General features: G+C 54.7%; 2 rRNA genes. Both read right to left on the reverse strand.

From position 1 onward, the window contains the following. Nucleotides 1-106, reverse strand: a 5S ribosomal RNA gene (gene rrf / locus Q9R31_RS20050); the annotation flags it as partial. Between the two features lie 148 nt (nt 107-254). Further along, nucleotides 255-3,382 (reverse strand): 23S ribosomal RNA (locus Q9R31_RS20055). Nucleotides 3,383-3,566 lie beyond the last annotated feature (184 nt).

Raw genomic sequence — 3,566 nt, forward strand, 5'->3', positions numbered from 1 at the left:
ACCTACTCTCCCACACCCTCCCGGGTGCAGTACCATCGGCGCTGTGGGTCTTAGCTTCCGGGTTCGGAATGGGACCGGGCGTTTCCCCCACGCTATGACCGCCGTAACCCTTGCTCCACACACCCGCTGGGTGTGGGAAATCTGTGGTTACAACATTGTGGTGTTGTTATTTTGTTGTGGGTTTCCTTGAACAAACATGGGTTTGTTGGTTGGGAACCACATAGTGGACGCAAGCAGAATGTGTATGTTTCTGTGTGGTGTAAGTTGTTGGCCTATTAGTACCGGTCAGCTTCACGAGTCGTTAGTCCTCGCTTCCACATCCGGCCTATCAACCCAGTGGTCTGGCTGGGGGCCTCTCACACACGAGGTGTATGGAAATCTCATCTTGAAGCGAGCTTCCCGCTTAGATGCTTTCAGCGGTTATCCCATCCGAACGTAGCTAATCAGCGGTGCACTTGGCAGTACAACTGACACACCAGAGGTTCGTCCGTCCCGGTCCTCTCGTACTAAGGACAGCCCTTCTCAAATTTCCTGCGCGCGCAGCGGATAGGGACCGAACTGTCTCACGACGTTCTAAACCCAGCTCGCGTACCGCTTTAATGGGCGAACAGCCCAACCCTTGGGACCTACTCCAGCCCCAGGATGCGACGAGCCGACATCGAGGTGCCAAACCATGCCGTCGATATGGACTCTTGGGCAAGATCAGCCTGTTATCCCCGAGGTACCTTTTATCCGTTGAGCGACGGCCATTCCACAATGTACCGCCGGATCACTAGTCCCGACTTTCGTCCCTGCTCGAGATGTCTCTCTCACAGTCAAGCTCCCTTGTGCACTTACACTCGACACCTGATTGCCAACCAGGCTGAGGGAACCTTTGGGCGCCTCCGTTACTTTTTAGGAGGCAACCGCCCCAGTTAAACTACCCATCAGGCACTGTCCCTGACCCGGATTACGGGCCGAAGTTAGATGTCCAAAGTGACCAGAGTGGTATTTCAACGATGACTCCACCCGAACTGGCGTCCGGGCTTCAACGTCTCCCACCTATCCTACACAAGCCACTCCGAACACCAATACCAAACTATAGTAAAGGTCTCGGGGTCTTTCCGTCCTGCTGCGCGTAACGAGCATCTTTACTCGTACTGCAATTTCGCCGAGTTTATGGTTGAGACAGCGGGGAAGTCGTTACTCCATTCGTGCAGGTCGGAACTTACCCGACAAGGAATTTCGCTACCTTAGGATGGTTATAGTTACCACCGCCGTTTACTGGGGCTTAAATTCTCAGCTTCGCCTTGCGGCTAACCGGTCCTCTTAACCTTCCAGCACCGGGCAGGAGTCAGTCCGTATACATCGTCTTGCGACTTCGCACGGACCTGTGTTTTTAGTAAACAGTCGCTTCCCCCTGGTCTCTGCGGCCCCGATCCCCTCCACACCGCGAAGGTGTATCAAGGTTGGGGCCCCCCTTCTCCCGAAGTTACGGGGGCATTTTGCCGAGTTCCTTAACCATAATTCTCTCGATCGCCTTGGTATTCTCTACCTGATCACCTGTGTCGGTTTGGGGTACGGGCGGCTAAAACCTCGCGTCGATGCTTTTCTCGGCAGCATAGGATCACCAAATCCCCCCAAACGGGGGTCCCATCAGATCTCAGGCCTTATGAGTGGCGGATTTGCCTACCACTCGCCCTACATCCTTAGACCGGGACAACCATCGCCCGGCTCGGCTACCTTCCTGCGTCACACCTGTTAATACGCTTGCCTCCCGGGATCAGGTCCTGCGCTCCACCAAAACCCTTCACCCACAAGGGGTGTCAGGCAGGTTTCGGGCAGTTAGTATCCCCCGCTCAGCATGGGCGGTTTTTCGCCGGTACGGGAATATCAACCCGTTGTCCATCGACTACGCCTGTCGGCCTCGCCTTAGGTCCCGACTTACCCAGGGCAGATTAGCTTGACCCTGGAACCCTTGATCATTCGGCGGACGGGTTTCTCACCCGTCTTTCGCTACTCATGCCTGCATTCTCACTCGTGTAGGCTCCACCGCTGGTTTACACCGCGACTTCACCGCCCACACGACGCTCCCCTACCCATCCACACGCCTGAACCACAAGGGCTTAGCAAAAATGTGAATGCCACAACTTCGGCGGTGTACTTGAGCCCCGCTACATTGTCGGCGCGGAATCACTTGACCAGTGAGCTATTACGCACTCTTTTAAGGGTGGCTGCTTCTAAGCCAACCTCCTGGTTGTCTGGGCAACTCCACATCCTTTCCCACTTAGCACACGCTTAGGGGCCTTAGTTGGTGGTCTGGGCTGTTTCCCTCTCGACTATGAAGCTTATCCCCCACAGTCTCACTGCTGCGCTCTCACTTACCGGCATTCGGAGTTTGGCTGACGTCAGTAACCTTGTAGGGCCCATTAGCCATCCAGTAGCTCTACCTCCAGCAAGAAACACGCAACGCTGCACCTAAATGCATTTCGGGGAGAACCAGCTATCACGAAGTTTGATTGGCCTTTCACCCCTACCCACAGCTCATCCCCTCCATTTTCAACTGAAGTGGGTTCGGTCCTCCACGACGTCTTACCGTCGCTTCAACCTGGCCATGGGTAGATCACTTCGCTTCGGGTCTAGATCACGCCACTCACTCGCCCTATTCAGACTCGCTTTCGCTACGGCTGCCCCACACGGGTTAACCTCGCGACGTAACACTAACTCGCAGGCTCATTCTTCAAAAGGCACGCCGTCACAGCTACAAAGGCTGCTCCGACGGATTGTAAGCACACGGTTTCAGGTACTGTTTCACTCCCCTCCCGGGGTACTTTTCACCTTTCCCTCACGGTACTGGTCCGCTATCGGTCATTAGGGAGTATTTAGGCTTATCAGGTGGTCCTGACAGATTCGCACGGGATTTCTCGGGCCCCGTACTACTTGGGATACTCTCACAGGCGGTACAAACACATTACGGTTACGGGACTAACACCCTCTCTGGCCGGCCTTTCAAAACCGTTCACCTATGCGCGCACATCACACCCCACCAGCCCGGCAGAACTGGTATGGAAAGTCCCACAACCCCGACCATGCAACGCCCGCCGGCTATCACACATGGAACGGTTTAGCCTGATCCGCGTTCGCTCGCCACTACTAACGGAATCACTATTGTTTTCTCTTCCTGCGGGTACTGAGATGTTTCACTTCCCCGCGTTCCCCCCACGCACCCTATGTGTTCAGATACGGGTCACCAAGTCACTCGCGCGCTTGGCGGGGTTTCCCCATTCGGACACCCTGGGATCACAGTCCGGTTATCGACTCCCCCAGGCTTATCGCAGATTCCTACGTCCTTCTTCGGCTCCTAATGCCAAGGCATCCACCGTGTGCTCTTAAAAACTTGACCACAAAGATCAAAAACATTTTCGAGAGAACCACGAAAACCAACCACACCCAACACCCCAAAAAAGGAATGCCACAGCGCGGCCAGATCCAGGTTCATTAATCTTGGAAATTGCTTCTTATACAAGATGCTCGCGTCCACTATGTAGTTCTCAAACAACAACCCCACACCACACACCCCACACACA

It is taken from the genome of Pseudarthrobacter sp. BRE9, assembly GCF_031844305.1.
Classification (GTDB): Bacteria; Actinomycetota; Actinomycetes; order Actinomycetales; family Micrococcaceae; genus Arthrobacter.